This is a genomic window from Mangrovitalea sediminis, from assembly GCF_002514725.1.
Lineage (GTDB): Bacteria > Pseudomonadota > Gammaproteobacteria > Pseudomonadales > Oleiphilaceae > Mangrovitalea > Mangrovitalea sediminis.
Window position 1 is genome coordinate 25,380 of record NZ_NTLB01000004.1, and the last position, 16,821, is coordinate 42,200.

A 16,821-nucleotide genomic window follows, 5' to 3' on the forward strand; every position below is an offset into this window, starting at 1 on the left:
CCAACGCGAGGTGAAACATGTTCGATTATCAAGCCCCCGCAGACTTGCTTAAGGAGAGGGTCATTCTGGTCACCGGCGCAGGCGATGGCATCGGACGCGCGGCGGCCCTGTCCTTCGCCGGACACGGCGCCACGGTGATCCTGCTGGGCCGCACGATCAGCAAGCTGGAAAAGGTCTATGACGACATCGAGGCCGCTGGAGGTCCCCAGCCAGCGATTGTACCGTTGAACCTGGAAGGTGCGACGGCCCAGGATTACGCCTCGGTTGCGGACAGTATCGATGAGAATTTCGGTCGACTGGATGGGCTTCTGCACAACGCCAGCATTATCGGCCAGCGTACTCCCCTCGCCCAATTCGAACCCGCTGTCTGGCAGCAGGTTATGCAGGTCAATCTGACGGCCCCCTTCCTGCTGACACAAGCCATGATTCCACTGCTGCGCCAGTCGAAGGATGCCTCGGTGATCTTCACATCCTCCAGCGTGGGCCGCAAAGCCAAGGCGTACTGGGGGGCCTATGCCGTGTCGAAATTCGGTACTGAAGGGCTGATGCAGCTGACGGCGGACGAGTTGGACGAGCCGTCGTATTCCATCCGCGCCAATAGCGTCAATCCGGGAGCCACCCGCACCTCGATGCGAGCCTTCGCCTATCCGGCAGAAAATCCGTCCGACAACCCTGCGCCGGAAGACATCATGCCCGTCTATCTCTACCTGATGGGACCCGACAGCAAAGGGGTGACCGGCCAGGCATTCGATGCGCAATCCCGGCCGCCAAAGGCTCCTACACCTTAAGGAATTCAACCAGTACGGTCTTGACCAGGAATGCCACCACGCCCAAGCCGAGCACGAAAAACAACATCATGGTGCCGAAGCGGCCAGCCTTGGACTTCTTGGCGAGATCCCAAACAATAAACGCCATAAAAGCGATCAGACCGCCCACCAGGACGGTCACAGAGATATTCGAGAAGGTTTCTTCGGTCATTACAGCCTCCGGAAAGGAGGCGGCATTATACATTGATTATTTTTTAGACTGTAGCCCAAGACCTGGGCCATAGCCCAGGCAACCGACAGAGCGCCCTATCTCACGCTTCTCCGTCGCGCAAAAAGACCCAGGTATCGCCTTTAGACTGTTCCGGACTGAAGTAGTATCCGCCGGCATTGAAGTCTTTCAACGCCTCCGGGTCCGTCACTCGGTGACGAATGATGTAAGCGCTCATCATGCCCCGTGCCTTCTTGGCGTAAAAGCTGATCATCTTATACTGGCCGTTTTTCCAGTCACGGAACTGGGGCGTAATGACCCGGGCATCCAGGCCCTTCGGCTGGACTGAGTGAAAATATTCATTGGAAGCCAGGTTGATCAACACTTGATCGTCCGCTGCCAACTCGCTCCGCAGAGCCTTCGTCAGGCGCTCACCCCAGAACGCATAAAGATCCTTCCCCCGCTGGTTGCGGAAGGATGTGCCCATCTCCAGGCGATAAGGTTGGATCAGGTCGAGCGGTTTCAACAGCCCATAGAGGCCGGACAAAATCCGCAGATGCTGCTGCGCAAACGCAAAATCGTCGTCGGAGAAAGTCTCCGCTTCCAGCCCGGTATAAACATCCCCCTTGAACGCCAGAATAGCCTGGCGCGCGTTGTCCAGGGAGAACGGCAGCTGCCATTGCTGAAAACGTGCCGCGTTCAGGTCACCCAGTTTCGCGCTGATCTTCATCAGCTCGGAGACCTGATGCGGCTCAAGCAGTTTGAGTTGATCGATCAGCTCACAGGAATCGTCCAGGAAAGCCGGCTGGGTGTGCTTCTCGGTAGCCAGTGGACTTTCAAAATCCAGCGTTTTCGCCGGCGATATAACAATCAGCATCGTGTTCCTATCCTGTTCCGTTCAACGAGTGACAGTACGTTCCAACAGATTCTCAAAGGCATCGAATATACGACGTACATAAGGATTCTTGTGCGCCAGAGGGCCATTCCCGGCTTCCGGATGAACCAGCATGGTGGCATTGGCCTCAAAGACCAGAATGCGACCGTCCGGCATCAGCGAGAAATCGATGCCGCCATAGTCGAGGTCGAGGCGCTCACCGATTTCCTGTATCGCGCGAAAACCCGCCTCGCCCAAAGCCCCCTGGGGGTTTTCCAGAAAGGCTCGTTCCTCTTCCAGCTTCCCCTGTGCCGAGACCATGTCGGCGCGGTAGTAATGCACCAGCCAGTCATCGGAAATCGCGAGGTGGTAGGGATACGGGATGCGGTCGACAAAAATCATCCGGTATTTCCGAAAACAGCCCTCCGCAGACCGGTAATCGATAAAAGGCGAAACATAGACCGGCCCGGATTGCCGCGCCTGAAACGCCGCGACGTCCTCGGCGGTGGACAGGCGCTCCAGCCCCACCCCGCCATGAGTATCGACCGGTCGGACCAACAGCGGCAGGTCGTCCATCCGGCGAGCATTCCAGGCGTCCGGTGTGGCCAGGCGCTGCACGTCGGGAACGAGCAGATTATCGATGCCAGCCAGCAAGGCCGGTAGCCGGTGCCGGGCCGTAAGCACCACCTTATCCGGTGGATTCAGCAAGGGACGGTCATTCTGTGCCAGGAAACGCTGCAAGGGCACCTCAACAGGTCCCGTCACATCTGGATCGCCCATGGCATTAAAGACAAGATCGTACGCCGGAAGCTGCGCCATTTGCGCTTCGTCCGCATATTCGATCATCCAGTCGATCAGGTTATTGGTTCGCTCGCTGATCAGGTGCGTCAGGTTCAGGTTGCCCTTGCCCGCATCGAACAGGATGAGCACGCTCCTGCATGCCTGCCGGGAATAGCGCTGAAACAGGTTCTGCCGGGAGTAAGCGGCCCGGCGCAACTGCAGCGCCTCAGCCGATCGCCCCGCCTCCAGGAGCAATTCGGAGAGGTTGATCTGCGCGCTGACATGCCCGGCATCGAGGGACAGCACATCGCGATAGCAGGTTTCCGCGCCGGATAAAGATCCCTGCCGCCCCAACACGACACCCAGGTTGTAGAGCGCATCCACATATCCCGGCCGCTGCTGGAGCGCTCGCTCGAAATGCGCTCGCGCCAGATCCAGTTGCTGCAGCCGTGTCTGAATGACGCCCAGGTTAAACATCACTTCCGCATTGCCCGGCGCAACGGCTTCTGCCAATTCAAAGCAACTGTTGGCATCTGTCAGCTGATCATGCTCCATCAGCAAGCGACCGAGCGCCATGTAGGCCGGTAAAAAATCCGGCTGTAACCGGATAGCGCTCTCAAAGGATTCGGCCGCCCGCCCCACCTGCCCCTGGAGCTGATAGATCGTCCCCATATTGTGACGGGTTTCAGGCAGCTCACCCCCAAGCGCACGACCATAGCTCTCCAGCGCAAGATCCAGGGCACCCTTGTCCTGATAGGCACTGCCCAGGTTGTGATGGGCATCAGCGAATTCCGGCTGCAACAGGATCGCCTGCCGATAATTGTCGATGGCGTCATCCAATCGTCCCTGTGACTTCTGCAGATTGGCGAGGTTATATCGTGCCTCAAAGAAGTCCGGCGTAATCGCCAAAGCGCCCTTGAAGTTCGCCTCAGCCGCGCCGAAATCCCCCATGGCCTGCTGGGTATTGGCCATTCCAAAAAGCACTGATGCCGCTTCAGGTGCCATTTCCCGCGCTTTGACATAGCACGCCAGGGACTGCTCAAGCTGTCCCTGCGCGCGGAATGCCATCCCCAGCGAATTCAGGTAGCCCAGATTGCCTGGAAATAACTCATGTGCGCGGAAGATCAGGGAAACGGCAAGTTCCGAATCGCCCAGCTGGCAGGCGGCATTGCCGAGCAGGTGCAGCGCATCCGCATTATCGGGGTCCTGCTCCAGCACCTGCTGATACAGCTCGATAGCTTCCGCCAGGCGGCCCGCCTGATGATGCTCCAGGGCTTTGCGGATATCCATGACAACCTTTTATCAGTAGAGGGTGGGGGCAGCGAGCCTCAAACGGGCGTCGTTCCAAGAAAAGTCAGGACGTCGTCCACCGAGAAGGGCCACCCCAATTCGGTCCCATCGTCGGAACGGCGTAGAACAGGGATACGAGTGCCATAACGCTCAACCAGCTCCGGCGACGAGGCAATATCCACGACATCCACAGACAGCGGCACCCGCAGCGGCGTTCGCTGCAATATTTCCTCCGCCGCCTCACACAGATGACAACCTTCAGTCGTATAGAGCGTCAGCGTCAGATCGGACATTATGGAAATCCTTGCGACAGTACTTGGCACGCCATCAATAGCGAAACATCGACGGACAACTTTACCCGATTTCAGTTCTTTCCCATAATGCGCCCCTTTCTTTTGCCAGGGAGCGACCGTTATGTGGTTTCGCAATGCCAGATTCTACCGTTTCACCAAGCCCGTCGAACTGACGGCGGAGACACTGGAAAACGCCTTGGCGCAGGCCGCTTTCAAGCCCTGTGGCCCGCAGGACACCTTTCGCCTGGGCTGGACCGCTCCGCTGGGGCGCCACGGCCAACAGTATGTGCACTCCGCCGGCGGATACCACATGGTCTGCCTGCGGAAAGAAGAAAAACTGTTACCCGCTGCCGTCATCAAGGAAGTGGTTGCCGAGCGCGTCGAACAGATCGAGCACGAACAGGCTCGTAAGGTCCGGCGCAAGGAGAAGGATGAGATTCGCGAACAGGTGACGCTGGAAATGCTGCCCCAGGCATTCTCTCGCTCGCGCTTGATTTTCGCCTATCTGGCACCTCAGGAAGATCTTCTGGTCGTGGATGCCGGCTCAGCAAAGCAGGCGGAAGAGCTGACCAGTTTCCTGCGCAAGACACTGGGTTCCCTACCGGTCCGGCCGCCGGCGGTCGAGCAGGCCCCCGCCTTCACCTTTTCCGGTTGGATGACCGAAACACTGGACATGCCACCCTCGTTTTCCCTGGGCCTGGAGTGCGAACTCAAGGACAGCGGCGAAGACGGCGGTGTCGTCCGTTGTCGCGGACTGGATCTGCGCAGCGACGAAATTCGCAACCACCTGGAAACCGGCATGCAGGTCACCCGTATTGCAATGACCTGGGATGACAGCCTCAGTTTTGTGCTGGACGAGGAGCTGGCGCTGCGCCGCCTTCGCTTCGGCGACACCTTCCAGGAACGCCTGGACGATGTTGAGGCCGATGATGCTGCCGCGCGCTTCGACGCCACCTTCAGCCTGATGACATTGGAGTTCGCTCGCCTGATTCCCGCGCTGCTCGAAGCCCTGGGAGGCGAGGACCGTTCTGCGCTGATCGAAGCCTGAGGCTTCAGCGATAAGGGTGATTGCCCAGCCGCTCCTTCTGCCACTCGCTCTGTGGCTGATTGAGCGGCAACTTCACTTCCATCACTTCTTCGTCCGTGCTGTAACGAATCGAGAACCCCAGCCGTTCGGCCAGATGCAACATGGGCTGATTGTCGGGCATCACATTGCCGATCATTTCCACGGTCCCGCGGGAGCGGCAATAGTCGATCATCTTTTGCATCAGGGTCATGCCTAACCCCTCCCCGGTCATGTCATCACGCACCATAACCGCGAACTCGCACTGCAGGTTGTCGGCGTCGGTCCAGACACGCACCGAACCGAGGGTTTCCTCGCCGATGCCGTCTTCCCGCTCTGCATTGGCGATGAAGACCATTTCCCGGTCATAATCTATCTGCACCATCTGCACCACGTCTTCGTGGGAAAAGTGTTTCCTGTACTGGAAGAAACGGTAGCGGATGGACTCGGCCGACTGGCGCTCGTGGAATTCAATATGCTCGGGCTCGTCCTCGGCGCGAATCGGTCGCACAGTGACCTTGCGACCGGATTTCGGCAGGATGATCCACTCCTCCAATTCCCGCGGATAGGGCTGGATGACCAGCCGTCCAGGCTCAGCCAGATCGATCGCCACATCCACCGCTATCGCACCTTCCCGACTGAACAGCAAAGGGAGGATCTCCAACCCCTTGATCTCAGGAATGTCGATCACGATCTGGGAGAGTGTGACCAACGTTTCGCAAACAGCCCGGATATCCTGCTCGGGCCGAAAGCTGTACTCCTTGAGCAGCCGGTACATGTGAGTCCGGCTCAACAGCTCACGCGCCAAAACCATATTCAGGGGCGGCAGTGCGATCTGCCGATCCCCCATCACGTTGACACTTGCCCCTGCTGCACCACAAACCACCAGCGGGCCGAATACCGCATCCCGCGTAATGCCGACACTGAACTCGATGCCTCCGAGCATGGCCTGATCGGCGCGCTGAACGGCAAATCCCAGAAAACCGCTATCGGGAAAATGTTCGCGGTATTCATGAATCAGCAGTTCGGCAGACGCGCGTATGGCCTTGCCTTCATTCAGACGCCTGATTGTCGCCTTATAACGTCCACGCCCGGTTTTTTCCTCCATGAACGGATGGCAGCTCTTTTCATGGATCAAGGTAATATCGATCGGTTCAGCCAGACGATGAAAAACATCGAGCACTTCTTCCACATCGTCGCAATAGAACGCCTCGATCACCGGAATCCCGTAATCGGCGATCAACTCCCGGGCTTCGCGATTGGAAAGATGATTGCGTTTCGCACGCAGGGCGCTGGCAACAATATTACGCCCCTTGGAGCGGTCCACCCCGTGATCGCTAAAGGATTCCGGGGTTTCCAACAGAAGGCGCTGGCTGCGCTGGTGATTGACGTGCTGCATGAAGGCCTTGATCGCCTTCTCCGGCGAGAAGAAGGTAGGAATACCGGCCTTGTAGAAGGCATCCCGGGCATCCATCACCGTACTCTGCCCCAACCAGCAGGTGAAGACGTTCAGGCGCGTGCGCTTGACCGTATTGATTACGGCGTCGGCAATCTGAAGACTGTCCTCCGTCAACGACGGCGAATACATCACCAGGACATTCGAGACATTGGGATCCTTCGCCAGCGCTTCGATGGTTTGGGCATAGAGTGCCGGTGAAGCGTCGTAGTTGAGGTCTATCGGGTTTTTGCGCGTCCAGTAGGGCGGCAGCATCCCTGCCAACGCGTCGATCGTTTCGTTGGAGAGCTGCGCCAGCTCCCCTCCCAGATAGGCCAGCTGATCGACCGCCAAGACGCCCGGCCCGACGCCATTGGCCATTACCACCAGCTCATCCCGCCTCACCGGCCGCATCCGCGACAGGGTTTCCAGCGCATCGAAAAGGTCGTCCAGCCCGTGCACCCGAAGCACACCGCCTCGCTGGAGCACCGCATCGTAGATAGGATCGCTGCGAATAATACCGTCCGGCAGCGGGACCGGAAGCCATTCGGACTCGGGCACCCGCCCGCTCTTGACGGCGATCACCGGTTTGGTGCGCGAGGCGACCCGCACAGCGGAGAGGAATCGACGCGGGTTCGGGATATGCTCAAGGTGCAGCAGGATGGCCCTGGTCTCGCGGTCCTGGGCGAGGAAATCGATCAGGTCGTCATGATCGATATCCATGCCATCCCCCAGCGTCAGGAACTGGGAAAAACCGACACCTCGTGCAAAGGCCCAGTCAATAACGGCACTGGCAATGGTACCGGATTGCCCAATGAAGGCGATCTTTCCGGGCAAGACCCCCATGTGCGCATAGGTGGCATTAATCTGCCGCCCAGGCACCATGATGCCGATCGTGTTGGGGCCCAAGACGCGGATACCGGTTTCCCGGGCGGCATCTCGCACGGAATACATCAGCGGCCGCCCAGTCTTACTGTGCGCCCGGGACATCCCCCCTGTCATCACGATCGCCGTTTTAACCCGGGACTCGCCCAACTGACGCACCATTTTCGGGACGGTTTCCGGCGGCGTACAGATAATCGCCAACTCCGGGCAAAACGGCATTCGGCTGACCTTGCGCACACAGCGAATACCGTGCACATTGTCATAATCATGACTATTGATGACGAGAAGCTGCCCCGGATAGTCGGACGCCATGAGATTTCGCAGGACCATCCCACCCAGGTTGGTCGCCCGCTCCGAAGCACCGACGACCACTATGGACTCGGGATTGAACAGAGCTTCCAGATATCTCGTACTCAAGGTCCAACCTCCGATCTGACACCTATCAATGGATACATTTTAGTCACCCGATAGGCAGGGCAGCCCGTCCACGACCTGATACAATCGACTCAACTACCTGTTTCACGCCGATACAAATACGCGCATTTACAACGAGCGCATACCAACAAAGACAAAAGACGTCGTACGCCCATGAGCACAGCCTATATCAGCCACAACGATTGCACCCTGCACGATATGGGGCCGGAGCATCCGGAAAGCCCGCAACGACTGGCCGCAATTCTGAACGAACTGCAAGGGTCGAAGCTGGAGCAGGACCTGGATTTCGTTCGCGCAGAAGAAGTGAAACGCGAACAACTCCAACGGGTTCATCCGGAACTGTACCTGCATCAACTGGACTTAATCCAGCCCAGCCACGGTAAGATTTTCGCCGACCCGGACACCCTGATGTGCCAGGATACCCTGCGTGCCGCCCGGCTTGCCGCCGGCGCTGCTGTTCAAGGCGTCGACATGGTGCTTAGCGGCCAGGTCGACAACGCCTTCTGCGCGGTACGGCCTCCGGGACATCATGCTGAGCGCTCAAAAACCATGGGCTTCTGTTTCTACAACAACATTGCGGTCGCCGCCATGCAAGCGCTGACATTCCATAGTCTGGAGCGGGTGGCGATCATAGACTTTGATGTCCATCAGGGAAACGGCACTGTGGACATTTTTGGTGGCGACGAACGGGTTCTGGTCTGCACCAGTTTCCAGCACCCCTATTACCCCCACAGCCACTGCTTCAACCAGCCGGAAAATGTCGTTAATACACCATTACCGGCACATACACCGGCGGCTCAGTATCGCAAGCAGGTTGAAGCTGACTGGCTGCATCGCCTGCAGGATTTCAAGCCTCAGCTCGTACTCGTGTCAGCAGGCTTCGATGGCCACAAGCTCGACCCCATGGCCGATTTCGAACTGGAGGAAGCCGATTATCGATGGCTTACGGAAATGATTGTCGATATCGCCCGGCAAACCGCTGCCGATCGCATCGTGTCGATTCTGGAGGGGGGATATAACCTGAAAGCCTTGGGTGCGAGCGCCCAGGCTCACATTGAGACCCTGTTCGAAGCCTCTCGCTGAGGCTTCGAGGGCTTCTATCGGCGCTCATGCAAAACCGATAGAGCCCTGCAGTCACGATTTATGCAGACTGCGGTGAAACGACTTCTTCCCGAATGCCGTCCCAGCCTTCCTTAACCTGCCGCAGAAGGCTTGCAACTTCGTCGAGCTTGCTGACATCGTTATGCAGGTTAGCCTGGAACAGTTGCCGCTCCATATAGTCGTACAGGGACTCCAGACGTCCGGCAAGCTCACCACCTTTCTCGAAATCCAGGAAACCACGCAAACCCGAGATAATTTCGATCGCCTTGTTGATAAGGCGATTCTTACCTTCGTAGTCGTTGGCCTGAACCCGCGCCTTCGCCATGTTAATCCGTTCCAGGGCACCGTTGTACAGGAGCTGAATCAGGTGGTGCGGGTCCGCATCCACAACGCTCGTTTGGGTATTAACGCGCTGATACTGTTGTAATGCATTCATGAGCTAACCTCTTCGCGCCTGTTCATGAGTCACTTAACCGGTTTTCGAGGAACTTGAGCTACCCGAGCTGGAGCTGCCGGAAAGCGCTCCCAACTGTGCGGTCAAAAAACTCATCGTGCTGTTTAACTGGGCAATTCTTGAATCAGCAGACGAAAACTCGCTCTGCAACCGCTGCCGGTAGGAGTTCATCCTATCGGTCAGTTTCGTTTGCTGATCGGAAATGTCTTTGAGCTGCGTTTGATAATAGTCGTTTTTGGCCGTAATCAGACCGTTGGTATCCAGGAACCCGTTAATCAGGTTGACCATTCGGTCACCGAGCCCCTGGATATAGGTCACGGTTCCCCGACTACCGACAGTTCCACCGGAGATCTGGACGGCAAGACCATTGGCATCACCGGTTGTCGATGTCAGATTCTGTCCACTACCGGATGCCGCTGCACCATTGATCGTCCCGGCGACATCCGTTCCTGCGGTTCCCTGTGCAACGGACAGGCCCAAGCTGGTCGCCGAACCAGTACCCACAGCCGTGACGTCAATTTTGGAGCTGCTACCATACGTATTGGAGGTCAACGTCAAGTTGTTGTTTGCGTCAAGTCCAGCGGTAACAGATAGCCCGGCCGACTTCAGTGCATTATTCGAATTGAGCTGGTTCTGGATTTCGTTTACCAGATCCTGCGCCGTCGCATAAGTCCCCTGGGTTAACGTCAGCGATGCCGTGGTCGTGCCGTCAACCTTGAGCGACAAGGTGTTATTCGTGCTATCGATCAGCGTATTGCTACCGATGGCGACCGAGCCAGTATAGCCACCCTGCGCCGCCAGTTGCGTCACATTGACCGCATAAGTGCCCGGTTTAGTATTAACGCTTCCAGTGAGATAACTGACCTGCGAATCGCTGGTTCGCCCCTGAGTACCGAACAGGGCTGCCACATCCTGCGGATGCGCCTGCAACTGACTGGTGAATTTCGTCTGGTCGAAGGACAGCTGCCCCGTCTGGGGATTCGTGGAGATACCCACTTCTGCCAGCGAGCTGATGGCGGCACCGGCCGACGACGGTAACAAAGACGACAACTGCTGCCGAATCTGCGACATTACACCGTTGACGGTTGAATCCCCCAGGAACATCCCCGCGCTTTTAGTGCTCGGGTCATATTTGGTGTCAGTTGCAACCAGGGATTGCAGCTTGTTGTAGGCATCGACAAAATTCTGCACATACGAGGCAGCAGTCGATGTATCCTGAGCAATCGTCAGGGTGGCAGGGCTTCCGTTTGTCAACGTCGACAGATTGAGCGTAACGCCTGGAATGGCATCAGAAACCTGGTTCGACGACCGCGTAACATTAATGCCGTTGATGCTGAACGTCGCATCCTGGGCCGCAACCGTCTGCGTTAGGTTGTTGGTCGTACCGTCATAAGCCAACTGGGACAGACCGCTGCTATCGGTATTATTGCCATCACTGTCCTGCACCGATATGGAAATCGCATTCGCCGTACCCGTCTGCTGCGCACTCATCACGAGCCGATAGCCTGAGCCGGTATTCACCACACTAGCGCTAATACCGAGGTTGCTCGAGTTGATGCTATTGGCAATGCCAGACAGCGTATTATTGCTACTGTTGACCGTAATGCTCTTAGTAGTACTCCCCACCTTGATCGTCAGCGTGCCGGTACCGACCGCGGTTGTATTGGAGTCGGCGAAAGTGCCTGTCGCCAGCGATTGCGCCTGGGCGAGGCTGGTGACGGAAATCGTGTATTGGCCCGGCTGCACAGTAGCAGAGTTATCGACGGTCCCGCTGACCGCACTATTGGACGAGGTGGCCTTGTAGGAAAGGAGTGCATCCGGCTGACTCAGCACCCGCGCCGGTAGACGCAAGTCCGTAATATCGCTCTGGATTTTACCAAACTCTGAAATCTTGGAGTTGATATCGTCCTGTTTGGCGGTCAGGCGTTTGGTTTCCGGGTCGCTCTCGGCCGTGACCAACTTGTCAAGAAGACTGCTGGTCAGTACACCGGACCCAATACCCAATGAAGAGATGCTTGCCATGACAAATACCCCAAACTCTTAAATCGGCTGAATATCGCCGCCTAACCGTTTATCGGCAAATAGGGGCAAAACTTTGCCCCTATTTGGTAACAGAATGTCACTGATAAACCGTTTTTCAGGCTTTAACCTTAAAGAGGCTCAATGGTTCTTCCTGCTGCAAACTTTGAGCCAACTTCAGAGCCAATTCTCCCGGGATCTGCCTTACGACCTTCTGAGTTTGCTGATCTATCACTGTGATTACCGTCTTACCCGTGGACTTATCCACCGAAAAGTGGAGGTCACGACGGGTGGACTGAACGTAATCATTGAGTTGCTTGATCGCCCCCTGAACAGCAGTTTCCTGCTTCTTAAGCTCCTGCGGCGTAATAGCTGCCCTGGGCGGAGCTGAAGTTGCGTTGCTGCTTGTTGAAGGTGACGTTGCCGACGGCTTCACCACACCTGCGCCAGGCTGCGCATGCGCTGTAGCGAAAGCCGGCTGAGCAGTACTGGATGAGACTGGCGAAACGGTAGCACTGGAATTGCTTGAAGGGACAGCCGTCGACACCGTGGGTACGCGAGACGCCACGTCGGCCGGGTTCACATTCACTGTAGTCAATTTAACGTCACTCATGACGCACCTCTGCCCTCAAACGGCTGAGCTGGCCCTCCTCACGGAGAGCCAGCCCTCACCTTACCGCGTTATTGCAAGAGCGAAAGAACCTGTTTCGGCTGGGCGTTGGCCTGGGCCAGGATGGAGATACCCGCCTGCTGCAGCACCTGAGCCTTGGACAAGGCTGCCGTTGTGGAGGCGAAGTCCGCATCCTGAATCCGCGACTGCGCAGACGTCAGGTTGTTACTCAGGCTCTGCAACGTTGTTACCGTACTGGAGAAACGGTTCTGAACCGCACCCAAGGTCGCCTGATTGGAGGAGATTGTCGAAAGTGCGTTATCCACCGCCTGAATGGCCTTGTTAGCACCGTCGACCGTGCTGACATCCAGATCGGAGATCTTGGTGCCGGTTTCCGCTCCGCCAAAGCTGCCAACATTGAAGCCCGACTTGGCGATGTTGGCGGTTTGGCTACCAATCGTAAACTGCCCGGCAGACTGTAACGAAACCGAGGAGACGTTTGTCGCAGCCGTCAGAATACTACCCGCGCCAATCAGGTCAGTTGAAGACCCTACACCACCGGCAGCAACGTCCACGTTACGTCCATCGGCCGCCGTCAGCGCGAACTTATCAGAGCCCAACGCGGATGCTGTTATACCAGTCTGGCCACTTTTCGCATTAACTGCTGCGGTGATCGCCGCCTGAGTCGAGGACGTATCCGCCCCTGCAGTAAAGCTAATATCTACGCCATTCAGTTTAAAGTCATATGCTGTACCACTCGTCAGGCCAGCAATTTTACCGGAATACACATTGGTAGCATCCGTTGTCGCCGTAACACCGGTTTGACCGGATACGCGGTTTATGGCTGCTGCCAGAGAAATACCACTTGCTGATGACTTTGTAGTGGATGCAGTATCGTCTGAAGCGAGCGTCGCCCCTACATCGATCCCATTGATCTGCAAATCACCCGAGGCCAGTGCGCCACGGGTAGCCGTCGTATCAGCATGGGAAACCGCACCGCCATTTACCCCGCTGAAGGTACCAGCAGAGAAACCCGCGTCCTTCCCGATATCACCGGTTGTCGTCGACAGATTAATGTCGTTACCAGCGGTACTATGAAGCGTGACCGTGCCGGTAAACACGGCATTGGTGCTAGCTCCAGCGGACGCCAAACCGTATGCGCTCGCATTGTTAGTGCCGTCGCCTTTCAGCTCGATGTTGCGACCGTCTGCTGCCGTCAAATCAATACGGAAACCATCGCTTGTGGCAACCACAGAAGCGGAGACGCCGGTAGCATCCTGTTTTGTATTGATGGCATCTGCGACACCCTGCAGATCGGTTTTGACATCCGCGCCCGAAGACAACGTAACGGCAATCGTCTGCCCGTTGATGGAAATATTGCCACTTTTGCTGGCACTTGCAGCCGTAACGTCAGTCCCCTCGGCAACAGTCGCATTAGCTTGTGCCGTAACACCGGATTGCGCAGAAACCGCGTTGATGGCAGCCGCTTTTGCAATGGCGCTCGCCGACTGATCGACGGTGGAAGCCGTATCAGAACTTCCTGCCGATGCACCAACAGACACGCCATTGATGACAAGGTCACCCGACGCCAACGCTGGGTTAACACCTGTCGCCTGACCAGCGATTTGCGCGCTCGACAACTGACTGCTTATGCCTGCGGATTGCGCCGTACCCAGCGTGGTGGTATCTACCTTGGCAATGCTCACGCTAATCGTTTGACCAACGTTGGCACCTGTCTGGAACTGGGCATTCTGGAAGCTACCATCCAACAGTTTCTTACCGTTGAAGTTCGTCGTTGTTGCGGTGTTCTGGATTTCCGCTTTCAGCTGCGATACTTCCTGCTGCAACGACTTACGGTCAACGGAGGTATTCGTATCGTTAGCGGACTGAACAGCCAGCTCCCGAATCCGCTGGAGGTTATCGGTAATCGAACTCAAGGCACTGCCAGCCGTCTGCGCCAGCGAGATACCATCACCCGCATTACGAACAGCCTGGTTGGTACCGTTGATCTGCGACTGAAACCGAGTTGCGATCGCCAAGCCCGCAGCATCGTCAGCAGCACTGTTGATACGAAGACCCGAAGACAACCGTTGCAGGGCCGTCTGGTAGCTACCCTGCGACTTATTCAGGTTGTATTGCGCGTTCAGTGACGCGATGTTGGTATTGATAATCTGGGGCATGACGCTTCTCCCGTCTAACCTGCGCTTTATTGATAACCGGTTTGATACCTGGTTGTGAAGCGGTTGAGCTTAATGCTGCTGCTCTCGCCTTCTGTAGTGGTTAGCGGGCCGCTCTTAGAATTCTTTAGGCTCTAAAGCGAATTTTATTGTTACTGAATGTAATGAGGTCATTTAACGAACTGAAGTCGATGCCAAAGCCTTGGGCGCATTACTGCTCCTACGCAACACCCTTATGGCAAAGTGACATCAGACACCTTCAGCAAAGACTTCTTCGTTACCAATAGCCTGCCGGATCCAGGGATCATCCTGCTCGAACGATTTGCCAGTCACTCGCTCAAAATGGTCAGGCAATGCCTGCAGCGCATCAATAAAGGCCGCCCGCCAAACTCGGATGAATTCCTTGCGCCTGTCTCCCCGCCCCATCATCCAGGCATAACTCAGACCGACAAGGATAAACACCCGCACACTGCCTCGGACAAGGTAATACAAACCAGGGGATTTCTTTTCCAACTGCTCTTCCAGGTAGTCATTGATCTGCGAACAGAGACGGGAAACCTCCCACAAGCTATTAAGGGAGCCTCCTCGCAGCATCGCTGTCAGGTCTCGCGACGCTGCGCGCAAGATTTCGCCGGCAAATGCGATCCGTTCCGCTACAGTTTCGCGCGGCAAGCTTTGCGCTTCGGGAGCAAAGAGCTTCGCCAGCAGAGCGCCCTGACCACCTACGCCACAGCTCGACAAACGCTCTAGGATCTGCTCATTGGACAACCAATCCGCCCCTTCAATCTTCGCGCCGTCAGCGCAGGCATGGATCGCTACGGCGTCTCGGTTCTTCCGTCGTACTTCACCGATAACCCGTTCAGTCATGCGCAGCGTCGAAAAGTAGATCGGTGTCGTGTAAACCGGCTCACCCTGCCACCCTTTAACCTCCATCTCTTCAGACGGATCAAAGCCAATATCCGAGAGATTCCCTTTATCCTCAGCCTGGTAGATCGACCGTTTTGAGTGATGGTAGCGACGATCGTGATAACCGAAGTCCATGCCAAACAGGTAAATATCCTGGAAACCAAGATGCAGACTCAGTGCGAGCGCCGCGTTCGTACAAGTGGGAACCCCATGGGCAATGACAGGGTTGCCGTCACCAAAAAATTGCGCAATGCAGTTCTCTTTCTTGAAGTAGATCCGGCTTTGCCCGAACAGGTCGAAGATCAGCGGACAGACATGGGACACTGAAATCAATCTCAAGCGTTTGAGGGTTTCATGATCGAGTGCATCGAGCACGCGAAACGTCACAAAGTCGGACTCCAGCTCGACATGAAAGTCCGGCTCGATCCCGTATTGCAGCAAACTGCGCAATGCAGTCCCACAGCTCACCAGTACGACTTTCTCCCTGAGCTGGCGTATGACGTCGATACGGTCGTCCAACGACGGGCCGTTCCCTACCAGGAACACCGGCATTGACTCAGCACCATCCAGATGGTCAGGAATAAACGGCACCTGGCGGTTAAAGGTATGCAGCGCATTGTTGAACTGTCGGATTTCATCGTCGTAATGTCCCCACGACGAAAGAAACAGCATCATGTTGTGATTGAGCTTGTCGACGATGCGGTTACATTCTGCGTCGCCTCGGTGGGTGAAAAACATCGTACCCACGGGATAGGCTGGGCAATGGCCGATAAGCGCATTCCACAGATCGGAATAGATGCTATCCACCTCCCCCGTCATACCAAGAATAAAACGGATACTGCGGCCAGCCTGCCCCATGAAAGGACGACAAATTTTCTCCCAATCCACGGCATAAAGACTGGCGGCAAAGATGTCAGGCTGAGGCTCTACGATAATGGCGTGTTGAAGCTTTTCCTGCCGGCATAGCCCTTCGACCTGCAATCCGAGACCAACCCCCATAAAAACCATCAAGGGATAAAATTCGAGGGAATAACCAGGCTTCTGAATATCGGCCTGATAGGGCTGAACGAGTTCCCTTAAACGACTGTGCATGAACCTCGGGTAGTAAAGCCCTCCAGTATTGATAGGCGCAACCGTTTTTAGCAATTTCCCCGGCGAGAAAACCTCTCTGAAAGAGGCCACCTCTGCTTTCGCAAAGGCCTTTCCCTGATTCCCATAAAAACTGCCAGACTCCCCAACAATATCAACTTCCTGATCTTCAGGCAGGATATTGAGACGGTAACGAGACATCTTATATTCCGCAAAGAACATATAGATGTTGGGGTAGTGTTCTCGAAAGAACTTCAGGTTTCGCGCTCGTCGCTCAATGAATGCGGTCGCTGCATTACTCACTCTTGGTTTGCTCCTGATAGATCCCGGACAACTGCAAGGCCCCAACGCGGTCGGGTCGATACTTTACGCTGACGGAACTATAGGCACCTATACCTTGCAAGAGCAACTCATTAACCCACCACCTCCAAAGCG

General features: G+C 56.2%; 13 protein-coding genes. 3 read left to right on the plus strand and 10 right to left on the minus strand.

What is annotated here, in order from left to right; translation table 11 throughout:
• Nucleotides 1–17 precede the first annotated feature (17 nt).
• The gene (locus CLR77_RS10025) at nucleotides 18–788 is read left to right on the plus strand and encodes a YciK family oxidoreductase (RefSeq protein WP_097460522.1); all 771 of its coding nucleotides are present in this window, start codon (nucleotides 18–20) and stop codon (nucleotides 786–788) included.
• Here the strand turns inward: CLR77_RS10025 and CLR77_RS10030 are convergent.
• The 4 genes from CLR77_RS10030 to CLR77_RS10045 form a co-directional block, all read right to left on the minus strand.
• Nucleotides 778–978 carry a DUF2788 domain-containing protein gene (locus CLR77_RS10030; RefSeq protein WP_097460523.1) on the minus strand — a complete coding sequence of 67 codons (201 nt, stop codon included), beginning with the start codon at nucleotides 976–978 and terminating at the stop codon, nucleotides 778–780. The genes CLR77_RS10025 and CLR77_RS10030 overlap by 11 nt on opposite strands.
• Nucleotides 979–1,078: 100 nt before the next feature.
• On the minus strand, nucleotides 1,079–1,852 hold the full coding sequence (gene yaaA, locus CLR77_RS10035) for a peroxide stress protein YaaA (protein ID WP_097460524.1): 774 nt from the start codon (nucleotides 1,850–1,852) through the stop codon (nucleotides 1,079–1,081).
• 21 nt (nucleotides 1,853–1,873) lie between these two features.
• Nucleotides 1,874–3,919 carry a tetratricopeptide repeat protein gene (locus CLR77_RS10040; protein ID WP_097460525.1) on the minus strand — a complete coding sequence of 682 codons (2,046 nt, stop codon included), beginning with the start codon at nucleotides 3,917–3,919 and terminating at the stop codon, nucleotides 1,874–1,876.
• A 38-nt stretch (nucleotides 3,920–3,957) separates the two neighbouring features.
• Nucleotides 3,958–4,203, minus strand: coding sequence for a glutaredoxin family protein (locus tag CLR77_RS10045; protein ID WP_097460982.1), 246 nt, complete (start codon nucleotides 4,201–4,203; stop codon nucleotides 3,958–3,960).
• 130 nt (nucleotides 4,204–4,333) lie between these two features.
• Between CLR77_RS10045 and rdgC the strand changes: the two genes are divergently transcribed.
• Entirely contained in the window at nucleotides 4,334–5,260 is a 927-nt protein-coding gene (gene rdgC, locus CLR77_RS10050; RefSeq protein WP_097460526.1) for a recombination-associated protein RdgC, read from the plus strand.
• 4 nt (nucleotides 5,261–5,264) lie between these two features.
• On the opposite strand, the gene CLR77_RS10055 is transcribed toward rdgC, so the two are convergent.
• Complete coding sequence (locus tag CLR77_RS10055; RefSeq protein ID WP_097460527.1) at nucleotides 5,265–8,012, minus strand: bifunctional acetate--CoA ligase family protein/GNAT family N-acetyltransferase; 2,748 nt, start codon at nucleotides 8,010–8,012, stop codon at nucleotides 5,265–5,267.
• Between the two features lie 171 nt (nucleotides 8,013–8,183).
• Here CLR77_RS10055 and CLR77_RS10060 point away from each other — a divergent pair, with 171 nt between their 5' ends.
• The gene (locus CLR77_RS10060) at nucleotides 8,184–9,113 is read left to right on the plus strand and encodes a histone deacetylase family protein (RefSeq protein ID WP_097460528.1); all 930 of its coding nucleotides are present in this window, start codon (nucleotides 8,184–8,186) and stop codon (nucleotides 9,111–9,113) included.
• Nucleotides 9,114–9,171: 58 nt separating this feature from the next.
• Here CLR77_RS10060 and fliS read toward each other — a convergent pair whose 3' ends face one another.
• The 5 genes from fliS to CLR77_RS10085 all read right to left on the minus strand — a co-directional run bounded on the left by fliS (nucleotide 9,172) and on the right by CLR77_RS10085 (nucleotide 16,689).
• Nucleotides 9,172–9,567 carry a flagellar export chaperone FliS gene (gene fliS, locus CLR77_RS10065; RefSeq protein WP_097460529.1) on the minus strand — a complete coding sequence of 132 codons (396 nt, stop codon included), beginning with the start codon at nucleotides 9,565–9,567 and terminating at the stop codon, nucleotides 9,172–9,174.
• Nucleotides 9,568–9,600: 33 nt separating this feature from the next.
• Complete coding sequence (gene fliD, locus CLR77_RS10070; RefSeq protein WP_097460530.1) at nucleotides 9,601–11,607, minus strand: flagellar filament capping protein FliD; 2,007 nt, start codon at nucleotides 11,605–11,607, stop codon at nucleotides 9,601–9,603.
• Between the two features lie 115 nt (nucleotides 11,608–11,722).
• Nucleotides 11,723–12,217 (minus strand): flagellar protein FlaG, encoded by a 495-nt coding sequence (locus CLR77_RS10075; RefSeq protein ID WP_097460531.1) that lies wholly within the window; start codon nucleotides 12,215–12,217, stop codon nucleotides 11,723–11,725.
• A gap of 68 nt (nucleotides 12,218–12,285) precedes the next feature.
• Entirely contained in the window at nucleotides 12,286–14,394 is a 2,109-nt protein-coding gene (locus CLR77_RS10080) for a flagellin N-terminal helical domain-containing protein (protein ID WP_097460532.1), read from the minus strand.
• A 246-nt stretch (nucleotides 14,395–14,640) separates the two neighbouring features.
• The gene (locus tag CLR77_RS10085) at nucleotides 14,641–16,689 is read right to left on the minus strand and encodes a motility associated factor glycosyltransferase family protein (protein ID WP_097460533.1); all 2,049 of its coding nucleotides are present in this window, start codon (nucleotides 16,687–16,689) and stop codon (nucleotides 14,641–14,643) included.
• Between the last annotated feature and the right edge of the window lie 132 nt (nucleotides 16,690–16,821).